Annotated in this window: 20 protein-coding genes; 18 read left to right on the top strand and 2 right to left on the bottom strand. The window is 56.0% G+C overall.

The window, feature by feature from the left end; genetic code table 11:
* Nucleotides 1-300: 300 nt before the first annotated feature.
* Nucleotides 301-1,671 (top strand): mandelate racemase/muconate lactonizing enzyme family protein, encoded by a 1,371-nt coding sequence (locus ABJK56_RS17255; RefSeq protein WP_347245924.1) that lies wholly within the window; start codon nt 301-303, stop codon nt 1,669-1,671.
* A 118-nt stretch (nt 1,672-1,789) separates the two neighbouring features.
* Here the strand turns inward: ABJK56_RS17255 and ABJK56_RS17250 are convergent, their stop codons facing one another.
* Nucleotides 1,790-2,302, bottom strand: coding sequence for a chemotaxis protein CheX (locus ABJK56_RS17250; RefSeq protein WP_347245923.1), 513 nt, complete (start codon nt 2,300-2,302; stop codon nt 1,790-1,792).
* A gap of 860 nt (nt 2,303-3,162) precedes the next feature.
* Here ABJK56_RS17250 and rpmI point away from each other — a divergent pair.
* Both rpmI and rplT read left to right on the top strand, forming a co-directional pair.
* Nucleotides 3,163-3,357: a 50S ribosomal protein L35 gene (gene rpmI / locus ABJK56_RS17245; protein ID WP_347245922.1), complete on the top strand. Its 195-nt coding sequence runs from the start codon at nt 3,163-3,165 to the stop codon at nt 3,355-3,357.
* Between the two features lie 157 nt (nt 3,358-3,514).
* Nucleotides 3,515-3,889, top strand: a complete 375-nt coding sequence (rplT, locus tag ABJK56_RS17240) for a 50S ribosomal protein L20 (RefSeq protein WP_297034016.1) — start codon at nt 3,515-3,517, stop codon at nt 3,887-3,889.
* Nucleotides 3,890-4,074: 185 nt separating this feature from the next.
* Here the strand turns inward: rplT and ABJK56_RS17235 are convergent, their stop codons facing one another.
* On the bottom strand, nt 4,075-4,836 hold the full coding sequence (locus tag ABJK56_RS17235; protein ID WP_347245921.1) for a TylF/MycF/NovP-related O-methyltransferase: 762 nt from the start codon (nt 4,834-4,836) through the stop codon (nt 4,075-4,077).
* A 298-nt stretch (nt 4,837-5,134) separates the two neighbouring features.
* On the opposite strand from ABJK56_RS17235, the gene ABJK56_RS17230 reads away from it, so the two are divergent.
* The 15 genes from ABJK56_RS17230 to ABJK56_RS17160 all read left to right on the top strand — a co-directional run bounded on the left by ABJK56_RS17230 (nt 5,135) and on the right by ABJK56_RS17160 (nt 23,530).
* A complete protein-coding gene (locus tag ABJK56_RS17230) occupies nt 5,135-6,016 on the top strand; it encodes an aldo/keto reductase (RefSeq protein ID WP_347245920.1) in 882 nt (293 codons plus the stop codon).
* 775 nt (nt 6,017-6,791) lie between these two features.
* Nucleotides 6,792-7,448, top strand: a complete 657-nt coding sequence (locus ABJK56_RS17225) for a cytochrome c3 family protein (protein ID WP_347245919.1) — start codon at nt 6,792-6,794, stop codon at nt 7,446-7,448.
* On the top strand, nt 7,436-10,549 hold the full coding sequence (locus ABJK56_RS17220; protein WP_347245918.1) for a TAT-variant-translocated molybdopterin oxidoreductase: 3,114 nt from the start codon (nt 7,436-7,438) through the stop codon (nt 10,547-10,549). Before ABJK56_RS17225 ends, ABJK56_RS17220 begins: the two co-directional genes overlap by 13 nt.
* Nucleotides 10,550-10,601: 52 nt before the next feature.
* Nucleotides 10,602-12,053: an NrfD/PsrC family molybdoenzyme membrane anchor subunit gene (gene nrfD, locus ABJK56_RS17215; RefSeq protein ID WP_347245917.1), complete on the top strand. Its 1,452-nt coding sequence runs from the start codon at nt 10,602-10,604 to the stop codon at nt 12,051-12,053.
* Nucleotides 12,054-12,096: 43 nt separating this feature from the next.
* Complete coding sequence (locus ABJK56_RS17210; RefSeq protein ID WP_347245916.1) at nt 12,097-13,437, top strand: quinol:electron acceptor oxidoreductase subunit ActD; 1,341 nt, start codon at nt 12,097-12,099, stop codon at nt 13,435-13,437.
* Nucleotides 13,438-13,554: 117 nt separating this feature from the next.
* The gene (locus ABJK56_RS17205; protein WP_347245915.1) at nt 13,555-14,745 is read left to right on the top strand and encodes a quinol:cytochrome C oxidoreductase; all 1,191 of its coding nucleotides are present in this window, start codon (nt 13,555-13,557) and stop codon (nt 14,743-14,745) included.
* A 61-nt stretch (nt 14,746-14,806) separates the two neighbouring features.
* A complete protein-coding gene (locus ABJK56_RS17200) occupies nt 14,807-15,262 on the top strand; it encodes a hypothetical protein (protein ID WP_347245914.1) in 456 nt (151 codons plus the stop codon).
* A 141-nt stretch (nt 15,263-15,403) separates the two neighbouring features.
* Nucleotides 15,404-16,291, top strand: coding sequence for an SCO family protein (locus ABJK56_RS17195; RefSeq protein WP_347245913.1), 888 nt, complete (start codon nt 15,404-15,406; stop codon nt 16,289-16,291).
* A 63-nt stretch (nt 16,292-16,354) separates the two neighbouring features.
* Entirely contained in the window at nt 16,355-17,383 is a 1,029-nt protein-coding gene (coxB, locus tag ABJK56_RS17190; protein WP_347245912.1) for a cytochrome c oxidase subunit II, read from the top strand.
* Nucleotides 17,383-19,248, top strand: a complete 1,866-nt coding sequence (locus ABJK56_RS17185) for a cbb3-type cytochrome c oxidase subunit I (protein ID WP_347245911.1) — start codon at nt 17,383-17,385, stop codon at nt 19,246-19,248. The genes coxB and ABJK56_RS17185 overlap by 1 nt, the downstream gene beginning before the upstream one ends.
* A gap of 73 nt (nt 19,249-19,321) precedes the next feature.
* Nucleotides 19,322-20,164 carry a cytochrome c oxidase subunit 3 family protein gene (locus ABJK56_RS17180; RefSeq protein ID WP_347245910.1) on the top strand — a complete coding sequence of 281 codons (843 nt, stop codon included), beginning with the start codon at nt 19,322-19,324 and terminating at the stop codon, nt 20,162-20,164.
* 67 nt (nt 20,165-20,231) lie between these two features.
* Nucleotides 20,232-20,576 carry a cytochrome C oxidase subunit IV family protein gene (locus ABJK56_RS17175; protein WP_347245909.1) on the top strand — a complete coding sequence of 115 codons (345 nt, stop codon included), beginning with the start codon at nt 20,232-20,234 and terminating at the stop codon, nt 20,574-20,576.
* A gap of 243 nt (nt 20,577-20,819) precedes the next feature.
* Nucleotides 20,820-21,557, top strand: a complete 738-nt coding sequence (locus ABJK56_RS17170) for a cytidylate kinase-like family protein (RefSeq protein WP_347245908.1) — start codon at nt 20,820-20,822, stop codon at nt 21,555-21,557.
* Nucleotides 21,558-21,779: 222 nt separating this feature from the next.
* A complete protein-coding gene (locus tag ABJK56_RS17165; protein WP_347245907.1) occupies nt 21,780-22,157 on the top strand; it encodes an STAS domain-containing protein in 378 nt (125 codons plus the stop codon).
* Between the two features lie 542 nt (nt 22,158-22,699).
* Nucleotides 22,700-23,530: a carbon storage regulator gene (locus ABJK56_RS17160; protein ID WP_347245906.1), complete on the top strand. Its 831-nt coding sequence runs from the start codon at nt 22,700-22,702 to the stop codon at nt 23,528-23,530.
* Nucleotides 23,531-23,547 lie beyond the last annotated feature (17 nt).

Below are 23,547 nucleotides of genomic sequence, written 5' to 3'. Positions count from 1 at the left end.
CCAGCTATTAATTCTCTTTTACACGACTAACCAACCCGCCATTATCTACGCAAAACCCTGACCATGGTTTGAATGAATTTCAACAAACGCGGCGAATCGGACTCCCAAGTTCCTCGAGGGGCCTGCCTGTCCCGTGCGTTTTTCAGTTCCTGCACAAGCCCTTTCTCGTGTCACCGCGTCTTGCGGCGGGCTTTCCTCCCGTGGAAAATCAGAGGCACAATCAGATGCTGCTGGCCGTCCGGCAGCGTGGCGCACATGCCCCAATCCCCAGCCCGGCGCGCCGTATGGGAGATCACCACCATGAGCAAGACCACAGACATCCGCATTGTGCGCGTGGATACAAATACCGAAGAATACGCCTACCGAACCCCGATGAAATTCGGTGGCCGGGTGGTGACCGACGTGACCCTGCGGAATGTGGTCATCGAGGTGGAAACCCGTGGCGGACGGCGGGCTCAAGGGTTTGGTTCCATGCCCGTGGGCAATGTCTGGGCCTGGCCAAGTCAGACGCTCCCTCCCGATAAAACCCTCCAGGCGATGGTTCTCTTCGGGAGCCATTTCCAGGCCTGGCTGGGCGAATACAAGGGCATCGGCCATCCTCTCGAAATCACGGAGGAATGGTCATCTGCTTACGACTACGTCGCGCGCTCCGTCGAGGAACACCTGCACCTCTCCGAACGGATGCCGCGACTGGCCCAGCTCGTCGCAGCCAGCCCGTTTGAAGCCGCGCTCCACGATGCCTACGGCCGAGTGCTGGAGCAGAACTCTTACAATGTGCTGGGAAAAGAATTTGCCAACGCAGATCTGTCACATTACCTTTCTGCAGAATTTCGCGGTGAGTACCTCGATCAATACACCCATCGTGAACCGACACCGCGGATGCCGCTCTACCACCTGGTGGGCGCCCTGGATCCTCTCACGGATGCGGATCTCAAGGAACGGCTCAACGACGGACTGCCGGAAACGCTTCCTGAGTGGATCATGTTCAACGGTCTCACGCACCTCAAAATCAAGCTCAATGGAGATGATCTCCGCTGGGATGTAGAACGGGTGCTGGCCATTCATGCTGTGACGGCCGAAACGCAGCGCAAGCGGGCGTGCGAGAGATGGTTTTATTCGGCCGACTTCAATGTACGGTGCCAGAACGTTGAGTATGTGCTGGAATTTATGTTGCGAATTAAAGAGCGCGCGCCCGAGGCGTTCGATCGTCTCCAGTACATCGAGCAACCCACCCATCGCGATCTGCGCGCCCACCCCGAAAACCGGATGCACCGTGCCGCCGAGATCAAGCCCGTCGTGATCGATGAGTCTCTCGTGGATTTTCAAAGTCTGCTTCTGAGTCGTGAGATGGGCTACTCGGGAGTCGCTCTGAAGACATGCAAGGGTCACTCAGAAGCGCTCCTCATGGCGGCAGCCGCGCAAAAATACAAGCTTTTCCTGTGCGTGCAGGACCTCACCTGCCCCGGCTATTCTTTCCTCCACTCGGCCTCACTGGCCGCTCGCATTCCCGGCGTGGCTGCCATCGAAGGCAATGCCCGCCAGTACTGTCCGGTAGCCAATCGCGGCTGGGAAGACCGCTATCCTTCCATGTTCCGAATCACCGACGGAACCGTGGGAACAGGAGTTTTGAACGGGAGAGGCCTGGGGTTTGAGCCGCTTGCGTGGTTGTGATAGGGCCCTTACCGTCTGGGAGGTTGGCAGCGGGTGGACTCACGGGTCACGGAGCGAAGACGGATATCTTCCAGCTTAACGACTTGCACTGACGATGCCTGGAATGAGTTTCGGACTCTCAGGTGGATTGCTCCACCAGTTGTTTTGTCGAAGCGGAAGTCCGCTCAGCATCGGGGAGTAGCGCCAACCCGACTTCAAGCGACAGATCGCCCCAATCGCATGTGAATTGAATAGAGATGGGCACGACGTTGGAGGGGAAGTGGACTTCGTGTTGTTTTCCCGTGATCACGTTGGGCAGACTGACCGCCAGTTGAAACTCTTCCAGCTCGGCTTTGGCGCCCCCCGCAACCATGTTGGTGAGTTCTCCCACGGCGTCCAGGACATCTTCGTTAACGTCGGACATCTCCGTGCACAAGAGAGTCGACGCGGCTTTGAGGGCCACTTCCCGGGACAGACTGAGAACGACAGCCCCGACAGCCTTGCCTGTCAGTCCGATGACGCCGCTCACCTCGTGGCACGCCCGACAGTCCTCCTTGACCATCAAACTCGTCCGCCGAACAGGGCAGTTGAGCATCGTGGTGAACGTCTTCTGAAGTGACCGCATGAACGGATTGATCAATTCGGCCCGCATTGATTCACCTTTCGCATCTCACCGACCGTCATACTTGCCTGCTGACCGCAGGCAAGCCGCCAAAACTGGTCAGCGCGAATCGCCCGACCGCAAGCTTTGGCTTGGCTCGTGATTGTGCCTAAACCGCACGGCGCTCCGCTGCGTTCTGCGATATTGAAATGTAGGCCAGTTTTGGTGACTGGGGCGACGGGCCATTGCGCCCCGGTGCCATTCTTGAGTGGGGTCTGCCCGTATTTTGCCTCCGAGGCGAACCCGGACGCACCCAACCATTTGGCGCTAGCGGCACATCGAGCATCACTGGGAAAGCAAAACACCAGTATGTTTAGCGACATAGTAATTTTATCTTCTGTCGCCGATTGAGTTTGCTTTTCGACGTTCGATTGGTCTGTTGCATGTAGCAATGTCCATTCGAGGAAATACTGAACTAGATTTTTCTTTCAGCAACAGATATACTGAATCGAGGCCCATGGTCTGGATCAAATCTCGACCGTCCGCCTCCCCGCGGCCGAGCGTTTGCCAGACCCACTGGGCCTGTTTTTGTCCCAAAATCCCCCATTTGTGCAGAAAGGGTTCAATCTCGCCCCCAAGGGGCCCGAGAAGCGGGCCCCGCCGGTCATTGACAACGATTGCGCCCGGCTTTCCCTCACGCCAGACCGGAACCACCCGTGGCTTCCCAATTCCTGAACTGATTTGTTTTGTCCGTCATGCCCGCTTCACGCGCAATTCAGCCCCGGGTAGAATAGGTATTTTCGCGATGACGATTGCCGGCTCTCTGCTAGGCGCCCAACCGGCTTGGACCGGCGACATCGCGGCGGGGTACGATTTGGTTTGATGTCTGGAAGGAAGGTTTTTCTCATTCCATGCCCAAGCAAAAAACGAAAAAGGCTGCGGCAAAACGGTTTAAGATCACGGCCACGGGAAAGGTGAAACACCGAAGTGCCGGGACGAGCCACCTGGCGACGCGGAAGTCAAAAAAGCGGCGCCGACAGCTTCGGGGTACGGATGTTCTTTCCAAGGTTGAGGCCAAGCGGATTATCCCCTTGATTGGCACGTGAAGGGCCCTTTCTTCTGCTAAGCGTTATCAGGGCCATCCAGCGCAATCGAAAAAGTGGGATCCGCAAGCTTTTGATGGTAACATCGCGGGGCGGGCAGGGTCAAACGCCTTCAGGGCACTGAAGGGGCCTTGTCCCCGCTTGCCGAGGGAGTCGTACTATGCGAACCAAAACAAGTGCAACGCGCAGACGGCGTGTCAAGAAGCTGTTTCGCCGAGCGAAAGGTTTCGTCGGCGGACGCCGCCGACTTCTGCGGACGGTCAAGGAGACCCTGATTCGAGCGGGTGTTTATGCCTATCGTGATCGCCGGGTTCGCAAGCGCGAATTTCGCCGCTTGTGGATCACCCGCATCAGTGCCGCGGTCCGCCAGCGTGGCATGTTGTACAGCCGATTTATAGATGGACTGAAAAAAGCGGGCATCGAACTGGATCGCAAGAGTCTTGCCGAAATGGCGGTCAACGATCCCGAAGGGTTCGACCGGGTCGTCGAGCAGGCCAAGGCTGCACTCCAGGCGGCTGGCTCGCCCTTGTGGTGACCAGCATGGCCCGTGGGGTGGCCCCAACACCGAGGGCGGCGCCGTCCAAATGCAGAATTTCGCGGAGACGTCATAGGGCAGGAGCAACCCAGCGGTTGCTTCTGCTTTTTCGTTGATGCTCCTTCGTAGCGTGTCCCGCAAAAGGAGGGCAGCCGTGGCAACCGTCCTGCAGTGGATGGACGCTCTCAGGCCCCAGTCTTAACGACTACCGCATGGCCGTTCAGATTGTGCACAACCACTTGCCCCGGTTGTCCTCGCAAGCTATCCACAAAGGAGGCTACTCCCGCACACTGGCTGAACCCATAATCGTCGAAGACGACAATCCCGCCGGCCGACAGCCTCGGCCAGATCCATCGAAAACTATCCGCTGCCGAGTCGTGAGTGTCCACATCGATGTGACAGAACCGAATGGGACCAAGCGGAAGCAGAGGACCGGTTTCATCCGGGAAAATCCCCCGGAGAATCTCGATGCGGGCAATCCCTAATGTCTCGGCAAGACGCTCAACGATTTCGGGCGAGGCGTCGGCATGTTCGCCCCCTCTATAGAACGCGTCCCTTTGCGAGGCTTTGACGACACCGTTGAACGTGTCGCACAGAAAGATCGGGGAATCAATTCCCAATTGCCGGGCACGACAGGCCAGGAGGACACCCGTCCCACCCCTCCAGACTCCCACCTCTACGAGAATCCCCGGAACTGAACGGACTTCGTTGAGGAGCGTCCACAGCTCCCAGCATCGGTACCGGTCTACAAGCGTGTGATCGCGAATTTTTTCGTAAAGCTTTAGGAATGTTCCGTCACGTAACCAGGGTGCGTAATCGGCGTAGGGCTGGACGTTTTCCACCGGCAGGTCGCGGTCCGAAAAACGCGGTACGCGACGTACTTCGAGTCCGAAACTTCGGATCAGATCTTTCGCAATTTGCCGCCAGGTTAAAGAGGTATTGACCATATGAGCCGAATCTCTTCTCGCTCCTGCATCAAACCTGTTCGTACCAGTACGGTGCCGCCGCGCTTATCGGCACTTTTGATGTCAAACTTTGACGATTTTTCAAATATCACACACGCAGTGGACATTAATTGATGGAGTCACAATACGAAAATCTTGTCGCTGGATTCCGGGAGCACCTTCGGTACAATGGAACGCGTCCCCAATCCCGGGGGCGAGTGAAACCAGTGCTGAGAAAATGATTCACACAGATCTAACGCAGGACTTTTCCCTGACGTACACAAGCGAGGAGGTCCGGACCATGATGAACGTTTCACGACGAGCGTTTTTGGCAGGGATGGCGGCAGCGGGCGGCGCTGCTTTGGCGGGTCGCTGGACGTTCGGCCACCCACATATGCCCGACATTAAAAGCGGGGTGGATCGCATCACGCTGGGCCGAACTGGTCTCAAGACTTCCGTGCTGGGCATCGGCACAGGTACCGTGGGCGGAAGCCAGCAACTGGCCATGGGCAGCGAAAACTTCACCAAAATGGTTCGCCACGCCCTCGACCGCGGCATTCACTACATCGATACAGCCGACAACTATAGCACGCACGTCTTTGTTCGTTTGGCACTCCAAAAAGTGCCGCGAGAAAAGTATTTCATCCAAACCAAAACCCGCGCGAGAAGTGCCGAGGTCCTGCATGCCGATATCGAGCGGTTCCGCCGCGAACTACGCGTGGACTACATCGACTCCGTCCTGATGCATTGCATGACCACCGCTACGTGGCCAACCGACATGCGCCCCGTCATGGATGCGCTCTATGAAGAAAAGCAGAAAGGGCGGGTCAAAGCGGTGGGTGTTTCCTGTCATGGCTGGGAACCACTCGTTGCCTCTGTGGATGTCGACTGGGTGGACATTCAGCTCGCCCGGATCAACCCCTTCGGCATGAAAATGGACGGCAAGCCGGAGGACGTAGCGGCCGTCCTCAAAAAGATGCATGACGCCGGTCGGGGTATCATCGGGATGAAGATCTATGGAGAAACGGGCCTCAACTCCCGGGATGAACGATTGCAATCCCTCAAGTACGTCTTGGGCTTAGGATGCGTGGACTGCTTCACCATCGGTTTCACGAGCGTCGAGCAGATCGATGAAACGCTGGCTCTGATTGAACAGGCACTCCAGCAGGGAGTTCACGCCTGAGACCCACGATCGGAATTGGAGGTGGGGTAATGGGTCGGGGTGGAACCCGACCTTCCAATTTCTCTGTCGGCCGGACGCCTTTCACTGCGTCCGGCCGCGGGATTCGCGCTATCGCATGCCATCCCTTAGGGGGGAAGGGTAATCTCATTGATCCCACCGGCTCACTAAAGCCCCAAAGCGGCCCTCACCAGCGTATTGTTCTGTTGAACCGGAGGGGCACATTTGCCGCGCCACCTTGTTGTTGTTGTTCATAACGCAAACAGCTTTGCCGCCCAGCTCGCTCAACAGACGGTTTGCTGCCCGGACACCCTCCGCATTGTCACTTTCCAAACTGTCCAGAAGAGAACCAAGACCTCGTACAAGCATTAAAGATACTATTTTTCTGACTTGACGCTTCATTAACATGACTTATCATGGCACTATTGTTCGGGATTCGCCTCCAATCCTCGACCGAAGCCGGCCACCAAAACGCAAAGTGATGGCAATCGCGACCTCCCTCATCGCCCTCGAAGCGAATCCGTTTATAATCCTATTGATGCAATTAACCAATTTGTGCCAGTAAGAAACTGCACACATCGGGAGGGGTTCTCTCCCACTGGCAGGCCCCATGGCAGGTTGCTGCCGGAAGGGGTTGCGTCCGGTTAGGCTCTCCCTAAGTTTGGGAGGTCTTGAGTGCCGCCGATTGTCCGGACCAACGGGCGTCGCTGGGTTCGGGCAAGTCCCCGTCCCGATGGTGACATTGCGATCAATTTCAGCAGTGGTTCAACAACCCGGTATGTTCAAGCCCTACTTACCATTGTGGTTCGATCGTGCCCGCCCCATCTTTGGTGCGCTCCTTCTGTTTCTCCCGCTTTATCTCTTGGGTGTCGCGTGGTTTGCTGCCGATCCGCAAACGATCGACATTGGCTACTCCCCCGCGCAACCCGTGCCCTTCTCCCACGCTCTGCATGCCGGCGAACTCGGGTTGGACTGTCGCTACTGCCACACCACGGTGGAGAAAGCAGCTCATGCCGCGATCCCGTCTACAGAAATCTGCATGAATTGTCATGATCGGATCGCCGCGAACAGTCCCAAACTGGCACTGGTGCGAGAAAGCTATGCAACTGGCCAGCCGATTCCCTGGGTGCGCGTCCACGATCTACCCGATTTTGTCTATTTCGATCACAGTGCTCACGTGAACCGCGGCGTCAGTTGTGTGGAATGCCATGATCGCGTGGACCGTATGGACCGGGTTTACCAGGCCAAAACCCTGCGAATGGGGTGGTGCTTGGAATGCCACCGCAATCCCGAACAGCACCTTCGTCCCCAGGATCAAATCACCAATCTCGCCTGGCAGGCGGGATCTCCGGAGGAGCAACAACGAATAGGCGAAGAATTGCGACGGAAGAATAACATTCAACCTTCAACGAGTTGTTCCACATGTCATCGATGAGTCGCCAAGGTGAGCCGATTGCCGATTATAATCCCCGGTATTGGCGGACACTGGACGAACTGGCAAACACTCCGGAATTCCGGGAGTGGATTGCCAAAGAATTTCCTCACGGTGTCGATCTCGAGGGACTCTCCCGACGGCGCTGGCTGCAACTGATGGCCGCGTCGTTTACCCTCGCCGGTTTTGCGGGGTGCCGCTGGGAGAAAACGGAAATTGTCCCCTTCGTGCATCGCCCGACTGGCCGAATCCCCGGCAAGCCCGAACGCTTTGCCACCGCCATGGATCTCTCTGGTGAAGTGACGGGGCTGGTGGCCACATGCGTGGACGGACGGCCGATCAAGCTGGAGGGCAACCCAGTCCATCCCAGCAGCCTGGGTGGTACCGATGCCTTTGCTCAGGCTGCCGTCCTGCAACTTTACGACCCCGATCGAAGTCGCGACGTCATCGCCCGATCCGACGGTCAATGGGTCGTGCGTTCCTGGGAAGACTTCACAGCGGCCCTGCGCGAGCGAGTTGCCGCTACATCAAGCGGCGAAGGCTGGGTGTTTGTTACCGGAGCAACATCCTCCCCCACCGTGCGGCGTTTGCGGAAACTTCTCGAACAGCGCTGGCCGAAGGCCCAATGGTTCACCTACGAGCCTCTGCATGACGATTTTGTGCGAAGGGGCACGCGGGAAGCCTTCGGGGTGGAGGCCCGCCCTGTCTATCGGCTGAATCAGGCCAAAGTCATCCTTGCGCTGGATGCCGACCTGTTTTTTGAGTCGACGGGACATGTTCGTGCTGCCCGAGATTTCGCGGCCACACGCGACGGAAACCCCGACCGCATGTCGCGGCTTTACGCAGTCGAGACTCGCTGGACTCTCTCCGGTTCCTCGGCGGATCATCGGCTGCCGCTTTCACCTGGCGAAATCTCGGCGTTCGTCGATGCCCTGGAAAACTGCCTCGCAACCCTTGCCGCGGGCGAATCGCTCCCGGATATCGGCTCCAGCCCCGATCAGTCGCCGGAGGCGCGGTATCGTGCGGTATTTCTGAAGGCCGTCGCAGAAGATCTGTGGCAATACCGAGGTCGCTCCGTGGTGGCGGCGGGCAACTGGCTGGGCCCGGAAGTCCACGCAGCCGTCGCACGAATCAACAAGAGACTGGAGAGTCTGGGTGGACCGGTCGTGTACCTGCCTGTATCCGATCCGATGACTGCGCGCACAGCAGAAAGCCTCCACGCACTTCACGAGCTTCTGGTATCAGGCAGCGTGCAGAACATTCTGTTTGCTGACACGAACCCGGTCTACAGCGCTCCATTGGCGATGAAGCTGAACCAACTCATCGAGAGAATACCGTTTTCTGCTCACCTTGGCCTTTATGCCGATGAGACGGCCCTGTCCTGCCGCTGGCATATTCCCATGGCTCATTTTTTGGAAGCCTGGGGCGACGCCGAAACCTGGGACGGCACGTATACGGTGGTGCAACCCATGATCGCCCCACTTTGGGGCGGCAAAAGCGTCATCGAGTTGCTCAGCCTCTTTCTAGATGCAAATAAGAACGCCCAGGATTGGGTTTATGAAACGTTCCAAGCGCGGTACCCGCACTCCCAAGCCGCGGACTGGGAAAGATGTCTCGCCCAGGGCTTGTTTCGAGAGGAAAATCGTCAGCTTAATTCCCTCACCGAGCTCGCTAACACGGCAAAAAGGGAAATTCCCGGGGATGCCGTGGAACGTTTTGTGGCGGGAGAAAAATCCACCGGAAATTCGGTATCCGTTCTGCTCACCGCTGACTACTCGGTCTACGATGGCCGATTCGCGAACAACGCGTGGCTTCAGGAGTGGCCCGACCCTGTGACCCGCCTCACTTGGGGTAACGCCGCTGTCATCGGGGTGGAAACCGCACGTGGCCTGGATTGCAAGGACGGTTCCGTCATTCGGCTGGAGGTGAGTAGTGCAACGCTCGACTTGCCGGTGGTCGTGGTGCCCGGAATCCCGCCCCGGACAGTGGTCGTTTCGCTAGGCTACGGGCGGAGTGCCGCAGGACATGTCGGGGGGCTCGTGCGGGAGAACATCCCGCCAGTGGGCGTCAACACGTACGCTTTGCGATCGGACGCCTCCCAGTTTGTTTTCTCCGGCGTCAAAGTGACGAAACTTCCCCGCAATCAACCGCTGGCCAGCGTTCAGGACCATCACCTTATTGACCGTGTGGGACTTCAGGGGCGCGTGGAGCGGTTAGGCGAACTGGTCAGAGAAGTCACGTTAGAACGACTGACCGATCCCCATGAACCTTATTCCGCGGAGGAGGTGGTTCATCATCCCCCACTCGAGTCGCTCTGGCCCGAACATACGTACGACGGCCATCGCTGGGGGATGGCGGTAGATCTTTCCAAGTGCATCGGTTGTGGGGCATGCGTCGTGGCCTGCCAGGCCGAGAATAATATCCCCGTAGTAGGTCCGGCCCAGGTGATGCGAAGTCGCGAAATGCACTGGATCCGGATCGATCGCTACTTCACCGGGACGCCTGAGAATCCTCGCACTGTGCATCAGCCTGTCATGTGCCAGCAGTGCGAGATGGCTCCGTGCGAGCAAGTTTGTCCCGTGGCGGCCACCGTTCACAGCCACGAAGGACTCAACGACATGGTCTATAACCGGTGTATTGGCACGCGTTACTGCGCGAACAACTGCCCCTATAAAGTTCGCCGGTTCAATTACTTCTATTATCACAAAGATTTGGATAATCCGCGGAATGAAGTTCAGAAAATGGTGTACAACCCCGAGGTGACGATCCGTTCCCGGGGGGTGATGGAAAAGTGTACATACTGTGTGCAGCGGATTCAGAATGCCAAAATCGAGGCCAAAAACCAGCGTCGCCCGCTCATCGATGGGGAAATCCAGACTGCCTGCCAGCAGGTGTGTCCGGCCCAGGCGATCGTGTTCGGCGACCTGGCGGACCCCAGTAGCGCGGTCGCTCAGCTTCATCAGTCCAATCGGGCTTACGGGATGCTGGCAGAACTGAATGTGAAGCCCCGCACAAAGTATCTTGCGCGGGTCCGCAACCCGCATCCGGCATTGCAGGCGATCGAGTATAGGGAACCCGCGGCCACCCATGAACACGGTGCTTAGCCAAGTTTATTAGCACGCGATATAGAACAACCAGGGGAGAAGAGAACCTTCCATGGGCTCGGCGTCAACGATTTCCAGACAACCGGAAGTGGACAACACGATGAGCGATCCGACGTCGCGACCACCGCTGGTGTTAGGCCAGCACGATTTCGCGACGGTGACGGAAACGGTCGCGCGGATTCCGGAACGTCCCGGAACCACGCTTGCCTGGAAACTCAGTTTTGCCGTGGCTGCCTCACTGGCCACGATGTTCGTCGTCCTGACGGGGTACCTTTTCGTAACCGGCATTGGAATCTGGGGAAACAACAGTCCGGTATTTTGGGGATTTCCCATCGTCAATTTTGTGTTCTGGGTGGGAATTGGGCACGCGGGAACGCTCATTTCGGCCATCTTGTTCCTTTTCCGTCAACACTGGCGGACGAGTATCAACCGGTTCGCGGAAGCAATGACCGTGTTTGCCGTGGTATGCGCCGGCATTTTTCCAGCCATTCACGTGGGCCGGGTGTGGTACGTGTACTGGTTGTTGCCGTACCCCAACCCGATGGGCATGTGGCCCAATTTTAGAAGCCCCCTCTTATGGGACGTTTTTGCCGTGGGCACCTACATGACCGTGTCCGTACTGTTCTGGTACTTAGGAATGATTCCCGATCTGGCCACGCTCCGCGATCGAGCAACTCGCCCGCTGCCGCGACTACTGTATGGGCTTTTTTCTCTGGGATGGTCAGGCTCGGCACGACACTGGCACCGTTTCGAAAAGGCCTATCTGTTTTTAGCAGCCCTGGCCACGCCGCTTGTTTTGAGCGTCCATTCGGTCGTGAGTTTCGACTTTGCCGTCTCGTTAATCCCCGGATGGCATACAACTATCTTTCCACCATATTTTGTGGCCGGGGCGATTTTTAGCGGATTCGCCATGGTGGTCACTCTCATGGTCCCCGCACGAGAGTTTTTCGGCCTCAAAGATCTCGTCACACTTCGCCATTTGGATAACATGAATAAATTTATTCTTGCGACCAGTTTTATGGTTGGCTATGCGTATCTGATTGAGGTCTTTATGGCATGGTACAGCGGGAATAAATATGAACTGTTCACATTTATCAATCGCGCGCTAGGGCCCTATGCCTGGGCATACTGGACGATGGTCATCTGCAATGTAGCGATCCCTCAACTCTTCTGGTTCAAAAAATGCCGAACCACTCCCTGGATCATGTGGATTATTGCCATATTCGTCAATATTGGGATGTGGTTTGAACGCTTTGTCATCATCGTGACTTCACTCAGCCGAGATTTCCTCCCAGGAAGCTGGGCCCTTTACAAGCCGACACTCATTGACTTTCTCATGTTGATTGGTAGTTTCGGAATATTTTTCACCCTGTTTCTGCTCTTCTGCCGGTATCTACCCATGGTAGCGATGGCCGAGGTGAAAACCGTGTTGCCGCAGGCCCAGGTCCATCACCGCCACGCCGCAGAAGAGCATGCGCCCTCCGAACTGGAATACGCGCGATAAAAAAGAACACCAAAAGTACGTGAGCGCACTGCGTTAGAAAGTTATGAGCAAAAATAGTGACAACTCAACAGAGCCGAATTCGCTCCAGCCGCAGTATGTGGGCATCGTAGCCCGATTTGCCTCGCCTGGAGACTTGCTGACGGCGGCACGGCAGATTGCAGCCGCCGGCTACCGATATTGGGATTGCCACACTCCATTCCCGATCCACGGTCTTGATCGGGCGATGAAGATACGGCCCACCATTCTCCCCTGGCTGGTGGCCGGGGCGGGAGCCACGGGGGCACTGGGTGCCCTGGTCCTTCAATGGTGGGCCAACGGAGTCGCCTATCCTCTGATCATCAGCGGGAAACCGTTTTTCAGCCTGCCCGCCAACGTCCCCATCATCTTTGAACTGACGGTGCTCTTCGCCGCCCTCACCGCCTTTCTCGGCGCGATTCTGCTCAACGGACTACCGCGACTTCTTTACCCGGCAAGCACGGCAGCCTCGTTTGCGCGAGTGACCACAGATGCCTTTCTGGTCTCCATCGAGGCCAAAGACCCTCAGTTTCATCCCGAGCGAACGGCCGAATGGCTGCGGAATCTCGGTGCGGAAAGTGTGGAACTGTGCCCCGCCCCCGAAGGCGATGACGCCATCCCGGCGGTAATCAAACGGGGATTGCTGGTTCTGGCCGTTCTCGCGCTGTTGCCCCCGCTGTTCATTGCTTTGGCACGACAGCATACCGCGGAAACTCCGCAGGAAAAGCCCCGTATTCATATCATCAAAGACATGGACTTTCAGCCCAAATATCAGACACAGGCCGTCAGTTCGCTCTTTGCCGACCGTCGGGCCATGCGTCCGCGAGTACCAGGCACCGTGCCGTTCGACCCCCATTGGCAGCCTCCGCCCGACGGATTTCTGACGGGGAAAGTTGGCAACGAATATCTCACCGAATTCCCAATCCCGGTCAACGAGGACGTCATGCGGCGGGGCCGCGAACGGTACGACATTTACTGCGCCACATGCCACGGCTGGACAGGTGAGGCAGGACAGTATGATGGCATGACGTCCCGTCGCGCGCGTGCTCGGGGTGAAGCAACCTGGGTTCCCCCGGCCAGTCTGACCGGTCAGGCTGTCCGCGAGCAGCCGGTGGGCAAGATTTTTGAAACCATCACCCAGGGCGTGGTGCGCGAAGGCCTTTACAGTATGCCTCCCTATGCAGTGCAAATTCCGCCGGAAGATCGCTGGGCCATCGTGCTATATGTGAGGGCACTCCAGCGGGCACGCGCTCCCTATCCGGAGGATTTTCAGGATTCTGCCCCTTCCGCCGGCACCGCCACCGCAAGCGCGGCTCCCGTGAATGAAGGGCACATAAAGGGCAATCTCGCTGGAGACATGCGCCATTAAAACCCAGGCCACCAACTGCATAATAGGGAATCCGTTTGACCTTTGACTGAATCGCACATGGGATCGGTAATGCAAGCGACGGAATTGACGGACATCAATTCGGCGGTTCAATCTTCAATGAACTCCTCAACCACGGGAGCATCTCGAGCGCCCCAAGTCTGCACAATTGGCGGAGTGATCGCGATCATCCTCGGTTTTGTGCTCTCCGGTGGATCTTTTGCCGGATGGATGCAGGATTATCTCGTGCACTACACCTTTCTAGTGAGTATCATGCTTGGGGCTTTGTTCTTTGTATTCCTTCAACATTTGACGCGTGCTGGTTGGAGCGTCACGGTGCGTCGTACCGCCGAGTTGATGGCCGGTGCCACGCCCACCCTCGTGGCCGTCGCGCTTTTGCCGATCGCCATCACTTTGTTTATCAATGGGCTGAATCTTTATCCCTGGGCGGCAGGCGATTTCTTTCTGCACCATCCCGAATTACGTCATAAAACGGTCTATCTAAATATTCCGTTTTTCTTATTGCGGGCAGCCTTTTGTTTGGCAGTATGGTGGTGGTTAGGTCGATTCTACCTGACGCGCTCGGTTGCTCAGGATACGGATGGAGACCCTGGCTGGACTCGGATGATGGAAAAATGGAGTCCAGCAGCCGCACTTCTGTTTACGGCGACCGTCACCCTGGCGGCCCTTGACTGGGTGATGTCCCTCTCCCCTGCATGGTATAGCACCATTTTTCCGGTGTATATCTTTTCCGGATGCGTGGTGGGAGGACTGGCCGGTTTGATCCTGATTCTCCTGATCGCCCAGCGACTGGGTCTTATTTCTCGTCGGGTTGTGACTGTCGAGCATTATCATGATCTCGGAAAACTCCTCTTTGGATTCGTCATTTTTTGGGGATACATCGCGTTTTCACAATACATGCTTATTTGGTATGGCAATATTCCCGAGGAATCTCAGTTCTATCTACCACGCCAGCAGGGAATTTGGTTATTTATATCGCTGGGCCTTATTTTCGGGCACCTGTTGATCCCGCTCGTGGGAATGATGCCCCGGGCAATCAAGCGCAATTCCTGGACGCTGGGATTCTTTGCCGTATGGTTGCTGGGATTTCATTGGCTGGACCTGTATTGGCTGATCAAACCGAACTGGCATGCAGCTGTGAGCCCTTTATCACTGGTCGGCGGAATTCTTGGCGGGGCGGGTGTGTTCGGAATTATGACCGGAATCGTCCTGAGAGGCTTGACGCGGTACGCGCCTATTCCTGTGCGTGATCCACGCCTGGACGAGGCAATTCACCATGAGGTGGCGTGAAATGATGCGAATTAGCATCGGTAATTGTGGAATTATGTAACTTGAGAACTGGTGGCCCATGATGAGTAGCCAAACTGTCCACAATGCAGAAATAGAACCCCAGGTCCAGGGCGAAAAAGATGTCAACGCGACCGTTATCGGCCTGATTGGGTTTGTGGGAGCACTCATTGTCTTTGCAATCATTATTCTGCTCCAGGTGATTTACTATGCCTGGGTGAGCCGGGTTGAAGCCCGGAACCGGCAGGTACTGCCTGAAGAAATCGTGGCGGTGAAAACGGAGCAGCAACTCCGCCTCAACGCGGTGGCGTCGCAGGTGGGAAAGGAAGCGGGCGTCCTACCCATTGAGCAGGCCATGCGTCTGGTACTCCGCGACCTGCAGGCTGGGCGACCGCCTACTGAAATCGGGGGAATGCTACAGCCGACCACTCCCGCCGCCCAAGCCAAGGACGAGACCGGTCAGGCCACGCCCGAGGCTGAATCACGTCCGAACAAACCGGCGACCGAGATAAAAAATTGAAAGTTCCACACAATTGTTGGAGCGGATCGGCGTTAGGGCATAAAATTTCAAAAGACCGAAGCAGTTGTTCAACGTTGAACCAGGCGTATTCCACCAGCGCGGTTCACATATGAAGCTCGCAACAAATGGTAGGAGCTGAACATGTCACGAGGCCGGCTCTCCAAGATATTTCTAGCGTGCGGGCTGTTCCTGTTCGGGGCAAACGCGAACGCCCAGTTGTCCGAAACTGCTCCCAACGAACTGGAAGGTGTAGGGGTTGACGAAAAACTCGGGAACACGCTCCCGCTGGATCTGGATTTCACAACCTCCGAGGGGCAATCGGTCCGACTGAAGGACCTGTTCGACGGCAAAACGCCAGTACTGCTGACCCTCAACTATTCAAATTGCCCCAAGCTCTGCCACCTTCAACTTAATGGACTTTTCGAAGGGCTAGAATCTCTTGATTGGACACTCGGCGGCAAATTTCGCATGATCACGGTGAGCATTAATCCCGAGGAGACAACTGACCGGGCAGCCGCCACCAAACGCCACTATCTCGCAGCTTATCAACGCCCCGAAGCTGATCGCGGCTGGTTCTTTTTGACTGGCAAAGAGGAAAATATTAAGCGTCTGGCGAACAGCGTGGGCTTTTATTATCGCTACGACCCGGCGACAAAACAATTTATTCATCCGGCAGTGACTATTGTCTGTACGCCGGAAGGAAAAATTTCGCGTTACCTTTACGGGGTGGAGTATCCCGCCCAAAATATTCGCCTCGCGCTTTTGGAAGCGAGCGAAGGCAAAATTGGGACGACGACCGATCGTATCCTCTTATTCTGCTTCCATTATGACCCCACTCGGGGCACCTACACCCTAGCCGCCTACCGGCTGATGCAGGTAGGAGGTGCCCTGACGGTGTGTGTGCTGGGGGCAGTCCTGGCGGTGTGGTGGTGGCGTGAAAAAACCCATCGCCATGCAGAGGATAGCCCCCCGGAAGCCCACGGAGAAGATGCCACATTGTCGGTTGACAAGCGGTTAGGTGAGCAATAAAGCCTCGCAGCGAACCGATGTCATGAGCGTTTTACTCGGGTGTCCCGATCAGATTCAATGAGTATGGATCCGTCACAAATCACGAATTATTTGCCAGGTGACTCACTTGCGGGTTTCCTACCGCTGGCTCAAAGCGGGAGCTTCTGGCTGCCGCCTTCCGGGTCCACAACGGCATCGGCTGTGGACTGGTTGTTCTATTTCCTTTTCTACGTGGCCGCATTTTTCTTTCTGTTAATCGTTACTCTGATGACGATTTTCATCCTCAAGTATCGTGTGCGTCCTGGCCGGGATGCACCCGAACCTTCTCCCAGCCACAACACCTGGCTGGAATTAACTTGGTCAGTTATTCCCACAATGATCATTATATTTATATTCGCGGTCGGGTTCGCCGGGTATATGGACATGCGGACTCCTCCGCCGAACGCCTATGAAATTCGAGTGACCGGTCAGAAATGGAAGTGGTTTTTTACTTATCCGACGGGCTACGTCGATGAAAATCTCCACGTGCCTGTGGATCGCCCAATCCGGCTCGTGATGACTAGCCGTGACGTCATCCACAGTCTCTTTATCCCGGCCTTTCGACTCAAAATGGACCTCGTACCGGGGCGATACACATCGACCTGGTTTCAAGCGATTCAACCCGGTGAGTATGACTTATTATGTGCTGAGTACTGTGGAGACAATCATTCATCGATGCTCGCCAAGGTCATTGTGCATCGTCCGGGCGAGTTTGAGAAATGGCTGGAAGAGGCCTCCAATTTCATGAAAAATCTTTCGCCTGTCGAAGCCGGTCGAATCCTCTACCAGCGTCAGGGCTGCGCACAGTGCCATTCGATCGACGGTAGTGCGAAGGTCGGGCCGACGTTTCTGGGACTTTACGGCAGCGAAGTCAAGCTTGCAGATGGATCCAGCGTCACGGCAGACGAAAACTATCTTCGCGAGTCCATTCTCGTGCCCGATGCCAAGGTCGTAGCAGGATTCCGACCGCAGATGCCCCCGTATCAGGGGCTCCTCGATGAAGAGAAAATTGCTGCCCTTATTGAGTTTATTAAGTCACTTAAATCCGATCAGTCGGCTGGAGGACATAACTGATGGTTACCGAAGTTGCAGAACCCAAGCCAATAGCCCGCGCCACACCGCCGGACTATCTTCACGATGGCCGTGGAATCTGGTCATGGCTCTTTACACTCGATCACAAGCGGATCGGGGTCATGTATCTGGTGGGCATCTTGACCTCGTTGCTTCTGGGTGGGATTTTCGCGCTGCTGATTCGTACTCATCTGGCGATACCGGCGCTGGTTCATCGCCCCGGTCAGACGATATCCACCGGTGAGAGTGCCGCCGTGATTGTGGGCCCCAGCCAGCCCACTCCGCCCGGTGCCGTCAGCTCTCAGGATGCTGCGGCCCAACTGACGGCCGAATCAGAAGCAGCTACCGCCGCGAGCACCGTGCAGCCGACACCCCCGCGTTACTTGCTGACGCCGAAGGAATACAATCGCGCATTTACTCTTCATGGTGCGATCATGATATTCCTGGTCATCATCCCCGGTATTCCTGCGGCACTGGGTAACTTCGTGCTGCCGCTCATGCTGGGAGCCAAAGACGTCGCGTTTCCCCGCCTTAACCTCATGAGTTTCCACCTCTGGTTGATTGGTCTGGTGTTTTTCCTCGTCGTGCTGTTCACGGGAGGACTGGATACAGGCTGGACGTTTTATACTCCTTACAGTACAACCACCGATACGCGGGTAACAACGGCGGTTGTGGGAGCGTTCATTTTGGGGTTCAGCTCTATATTCACGGGGATCAATTTTATTGCCACGATTCATTTCCTTAGACCGCGGGGAATGAGCTGGTTTCGCATGCCCCTCTTTGTTTGGTCGCTCTATGCCACGGCGATCATTCAGGTCCTTGCCACGCCGGTGCTGGGCATCACACTTTTGCTGATCGCCCTGGAGAAAAATTTTGGTTTGGGCATTTTTGATCCCAAGCTCGGCGGTGATCCGGTTCTTTTCCAGCACTTTTTCTGGTTTTACTCTCATCCGGCGGTTTATATCATGATTTTGCCGGGTATGGGCATTATCAGTGAATTGGTTTCTACGTTCAGTCGCAAACATATATTCGGCTATCGCTTCATCGCCTTTTCCAGCGTGGCCATCGCGATCCTCGGTTTTCTCGTCTGGGGACATCATATGTTCACGAGCGGCCAATCGCGGCTGGCCAGTATGATCTTCAGCGCGCTGACTTTCAGCGTGTCTATTCCTTCGGCGATTAAAGTCTTCAACTGGCTGGCGACCATGTATAAAGGGCGTATTTCGCTGCAAACACCGATGTGCTATGCCCTCGCGTTCATCCTCCTTTTCGGAATCGGAGGACTTACCGGGCTGTTCCTTGGCGCCCTGGCCACCGATGTTCATCTCCACGACACGTACTTCGTCGTCGCGCACTTTCACTACGTGATGTTTGGTGGAACGCTCGTCGCCTTCCTCGGTGGCCTTCACTACTGGTGGCCGAAAATGACAGGCAAAATGTACAACGATACCCTCGGCCGTTTAGGAGCGCTTCTGATATTCCTCGGTTTGAATTTGACCTTCTTCCCACAATTCGTGTTGGGCACCCGCGGGATGCCGCGTCGCTACTTCGACTATTCCAGCCTGCTTGATCGCCATCCGGAATTTGCAGGCCTCAATTTGATGTCCACAGCAGGGGCATATTTGACGGCAATCGGGTTGGTCGTGGCTGCCATTTGTCTGCTCGGTTCGTTGCGATGGGGCAAGAAGGCACCGCCCAATCCCTGGGGTTCGGCATCCCTGGAGTGGCGATGCCCCTCACCACCCCCAAAAGAGAATTTCCTTAGTCCTCCCATCATAACGCCGGCTTTCGATCCATACGACCTCGATCAGGTGGTCTACGATCCGGAAACGCAGGGCTACTGGGTGCGACAGACCGCCGTCACATGATAAGTTGGTTGGTCCTTAATTTTGACAATTTATGTATTTCTGACGATCAGGTTTCCATTTTGCAGTGATGACGATGGCGACACACTCCGTTGAAGTCCCGGAACAATTTCACCAAACAGGGGAACAGGAGCACCATGCGGGCGAGCATCCTGCACACCTGGCCCACCATTTCGACTCCATGGCCCAGCAGTTTGCGGCTGGTAAGCTAGGGATGTGGATATTTCTGGTGACGGAAATCCTCTTTTTTGGTGGGCTCTTTTGTGCCTACGCGGTTTATCGGGCCAATCATCCGGAAGTGTTCGTTTACGCCCACCACTTTTTACACAAAAACCTTGGTGCGCTCAACACTGCAATCCTTATTTTCAGCAGTTTCACGATGGCCTGGGCGGTGCGTGCCGCACAACTGGGTCAGCAACAGACATTGCGGCTGTGCTTGATCATAACGCTCCTTTGCGCCGGCGCATTCCTCGGGGTGAAATATGTGGAATATCGTCAGAAATGGGAGCACGGCCTTCTCTGGGCGGGCTGGTACCACCCGCACGTGACGGATGCAGAGCACCACGGGGATGCTCCTCCAAAACCGGTGTCACCGGTAACCTCGCCAACTGCTGGCAAAGCCACTACATCACAACACACGCCAGAGTCTACCGCAGCGGCGACGGCGGGTGAGCGCTCCGAATACCCTGGCGAACCACGTCTAGCCGGTGTCTTCTTCAGCATCTATTTCTGTATGACAGGTCTTCACGCGCTCCACGTCATCGGCGGGATGATCGCCATCACCTGGCTTCTCATCCGCGCAGTTCAAGGAGTGTTTGGGCCGGAATACTACGGGCCGGTGGATTACGTCGGCCTCTACTGGCACCTTGTGGATATGATTTGGATCTATCTGTTTCCGCTTCTGTATTTGATTCACTGAGATCCAAGCGAGACTTCCGGTAAGGGAAGCAACTCCTAAAGCGAGAGACTTTCCAAGAGGAATGACTATGGCGTCACAGCATGCAGGCCAGGCACATCATGCGGGAGGGCACGTAGTGCCAGGATACGTCCTGGTGGCCGTCTTCATCGCGCTTTTGGTACTCACGGCACTGACGGTAGCCGCCACCTGGATCGACCTGGGGTCGGGGAATCTTTTGGTGGCGATCGGAATAGCCACGGTGAAAGCTGCTCTGGTTGCGCTGTTTTTCATGCATTTGCGGTACGACCACCCGTTTTATGGCATCGTTTTTACTGTGGCTTTACTTTTCCTGGCACTGTTCCTTGGGTTAACGCTCGTTGATGTCCGGCAAACGTTTCCCGAAGTCCAAGCTGCGATCGAGAATCCCGTGTGATCTTCGCGAGGCTCTTGCGGTCATTTCATCCACCGCTGCACTTGCTTAAGCGAAGCCCCGCAACGAAGGCATGAACGATCACGTCGGGGGCAATCTGAAGACGAGCATCTGGTCGCGAATTTTCTAGATTTTTTAAAACGACCGGGGTTATAATGAATGCGCGGTGGAAAGTGCCGGGGCAAGGGATGACCGGTAGCGCAGGGCTTGTCTTTTTGGGACTTATCGAACAAACGGGAGGGTGCCATGGTGGACATTCGAGAACCGCGGATTCGGGCGGCGGCCGAGCGAGAGATGGCCAAATGGTCAGCAGCCCAGCAGATTGCGGAACGGGTAATTCGATTTGATCAAGCACATGCGGGTCAAAGAAAAATCGGGCCGTTCATCACCATTTCGCGCCAGGCCGGTTGCGGCGCGGAAGAAATCGCCCAGCGGGTCGGCGAAAAACTTCAGTGGGATGTCATCGACAAAAACGTGCTCGACGCCATGGCCCAACGATTTTGCCTGGAGCGAAGCCAGTTGGAGTCAATTGACGAGTCACCGGGCAACTGGGTGCGAGATACACTGGGACAATGGCTGGATCCGCATGTTATTTCCAGTGACAAGTTTCTGGCCTGTCTGGAACGCGTGGTTTGGGCGGCGGCGCGAAAAGGGCAGGTCATTTTTGTGGGGAGGGGAATTCGCTTCGTGTTGCCCGACGATGCTGGACTGGCCGTCCGGATTGTCGCTTCCGAGAAGTATCGCGTTGCGAGAATTCAAAAAGAGAAGGGGCTCAGCGAATCCGAAGCTCGACGTTTCGTGCAGGAGCTCGAAGCGGCCCGGCAACGCTTCGTCCAGCAGTTCTTCCATAAGGATGTCAATGATCCGCAGTGGTACGACCTCGTTCTCAATGTGGAACGCTGGGGAGTGGAGACGACGGCGGATCTGATCGTGGCGGCCTGGAGGGCTCGGGAGGCTGTCCTTTCGGCCCAACAACGGACGTAGCCCACACGTCCATGACTCGGAAGAACGCGGTAGAGAAAGTTTTCTTTGGCGAAGGCCGAGCGAAAAGTGCGGCGTTGCCGTGTGCCTCTTGCAAGTTGAGAAAATCCCGCTAAGATAGGGTCGAACTGGGAGGGGGCCCGGTGAATCGTAACAGGCTGTTTAGAGGAAGGGTTTCGGCCGGGGTTTCCCTCATCTAGGAGTTCGGAAAAGCGAGCAGCGGCAATGACTCAACCCAACCACGTGCAATTGGGGGAATTCCGTCACATCGACGTTTATGAAGTTGACGATGTGACGGTTGTTCATTTTAAGGAAAGCCGAATCACCGATGACCTGGGGATTCAGGAACTGGGGCAGGAGTTGTTTTCGCTGGTGGACCAGGGAAATCGGACGAAGCTGCTCCTCAATTTCGCCAATGTGCAGTTTCTTTCCAGTGGCGCTTTGGGAAAGTTGCGGGCTTTAGAGAATCGGGTATCCAAACGGGGCGGTGTTGTCAAACTGTGCTCGATCAATCCGAACATTTACGAAGTGTTCAAGATTACCCGGTTTGACACAATCTTCCAGATTTTTAAGACCGAAGCGGATGCTCTGGCCAGCTTTTGAGATCGCTTTTACCCGATAACCGCCTTGTCCGTCTCGCTTTTCTTGAATTTCACGTTTTCCAAAAATTGGTCTTGGCCAATTTTTGAAGAATTGCTAAAAAGGCAATTGATCACGGACAAGGACGTCCCCTTCGAGGTTCTTTCTCGTCAGGATGACGTTGTTTGCATCTGGCGATTGGACCAGACCGCCGGACGCGCCATTTTGCCACGAGACTCCCGTAAGAGTCTCCGCTGGGCGGGCATGGTGCTACATGCCGCTCGCCAGACAAGTGCGAATGTGAATTTGGCTGTAAGAGCCATCCGCCGTGTGCGTCAATAAAACGTAGCAACGGCGTGGATTTTGCGGCATCGTGCCTGCTGTGCGGAAAGATCAGACTATATTTGGTTGTGAGTAATTGACCAGAACTTAACAACGTAATTCACGCCACTAAACCACAGAAATCTGACAACCACCACACCACGCTCGTCGTAGCAAACGGAGTGGAGCCGCCCAGTACGATGGGACATCGTTCTGGGGACACCAACCAAGGAAAGGAGGACGTCATGTTAGTGCTGACCCGCCGAGAAAACGAACGGATTGTACTTCCCACCGTGCACACGTCTATTCAAGTGGTGCGGATTTCGGGATCCACTGTGAGGTTGGGGATCGATGCGCCACCGGAGGTGCCGGTACTCCGTGAAGAATTGTTGGAGGCGTTCCAGCAAGAGATGAACACCTCCCAGCAGAGTTCCGCTCAGGCTCCCCCTTTGCGAATTGCCCCGTCTCAACGGGGTGATTTGCCCCCCGGAGAGCCACAGTTCAAGACGCGGGATGCGTACGAGAAAATCCTGGACTGCCTGGTCGTGGCTCTCGAGTATGCGGAAGCCCAATTGTCACAGGGGAACATCGAGCTTGCCCATCAAACAATTCATAAGGCTCTGGTCCACCTTCATGAAACTCGGCAGGTGGTTGCAGGCGGAAAGACGGATTGTTCCATACAGACCGCTCCAACGCAGCAGGGACGGCTGGCCCTGGTCGTTCAGAACGTCAAGAAAAGCCAGCGTCCCATTGCGGCCGTGCTCGAGCGTGCAGGATTCAAAGTGAAGACCGTGCTCAATGGATGCCAGGCTCTGGATTATCTGGCGAAGAATCCCCGTCCCGATCTGATCGTCTTCGACTTTGATAAGCCCCTCCCCGCCCGAAAAACGCCTTGCGACACGGCGCGCACCTTGCGTGAAATCAGGGATAACCCGGAATTGAGGGGTGTCAAAGTGATTGCTCTCGGCTCGCGAAGTCCCGCTGAATTGCAGGTAACCATCGGTCCGCATGGTGTCGACCAGTGGATCCCAACGGATCACCAAGCGGAAACACTTATCCGCGAGCTGAAATTATGAAGGAGACGCCGAGGAGC

Source organism: Thermogutta sp. (genome assembly GCF_039793925.1).
GTDB lineage: Bacteria > Planctomycetota > Planctomycetia > Pirellulales > Thermoguttaceae > Thermogutta.
Note: the sequence above shows the minus strand (reverse complement) of the source record. Positions and strands in the feature narration are given on the sequence as shown.